1 protein-coding gene and 1 pseudogene are annotated in these 519 nt (G+C 62.0%); both read right to left on the bottom strand.

Annotated features, from left to right (window positions below; genetic code table 11):
• The coding region (locus AF337_RS11605) for an HpcH/HpaI aldolase/citrate lyase family protein (protein WP_244471222.1) at positions 1–394 on the bottom strand (394 nt) is incomplete at its 3' end.
• Positions 391–519: pseudogene (locus tag AF337_RS11600) on the bottom strand (MaoC family dehydratase); the annotation flags it as partial. The pseudogene AF337_RS11600 and the gene AF337_RS11605, both read right to left, overlap by 4 nt.

The following is a 519-nucleotide window of genomic DNA, read 5'->3' as shown; positions in this document are numbered from 1 at the left end:
CTGGCCGGTAGCTGCCGATCTCGAAGATCGCCGATGGCGTTTCGGTTGCGATCGGCAAGATGGGAATTGCAGATGCAAGAGAGCCTGCGAGCTTCAGCACCGAAGCGGCACCCTCGGCCTTCGGCAGCACGATTGCGAAAGGATGAAGGCCGCTCAAAGCGGTCAGGTCGTCTTCGAATTCTGGCGAGGCGAGGGGATTGATCCGAATCAGGAGATTGGTCTCGCCGGCATGATGCAGGACGAACTCGTGCACGCTCTCGCGCGCTTTCGGCTTGTTCAAGGGCGCAACCGAATCTTCCAGGTCGAGAATGACGGCATCGGCGCCTGAGGCGAGCGCCTTTTCGAAACGCTCCGGCCGGTCACCGGGCGCAAAGAGCAGCGAGCGCAGCCTCATGACGGCTTCACCTTCAGCATTGCCGTGCGCAGGCATTGGCAGACGGTTTCGCCGCGCTGGTTCAGGGTGATATGCCGGAAGGTGACGATGCCGGCATCGGGGCGGGAGTTCGAGCGACGCAGTTC

Origin of the sequence: Rhizobium ecuadorense (genome assembly GCF_001187535.1) — a bacterium.
In the GTDB taxonomy this organism is placed as follows: domain Bacteria; phylum Pseudomonadota; class Alphaproteobacteria; order Rhizobiales; family Rhizobiaceae; genus Rhizobium; species Rhizobium ecuadorense.
Note: the sequence above shows the minus strand (reverse complement) of the source record. Positions and strands in the feature narration are given on the sequence as shown.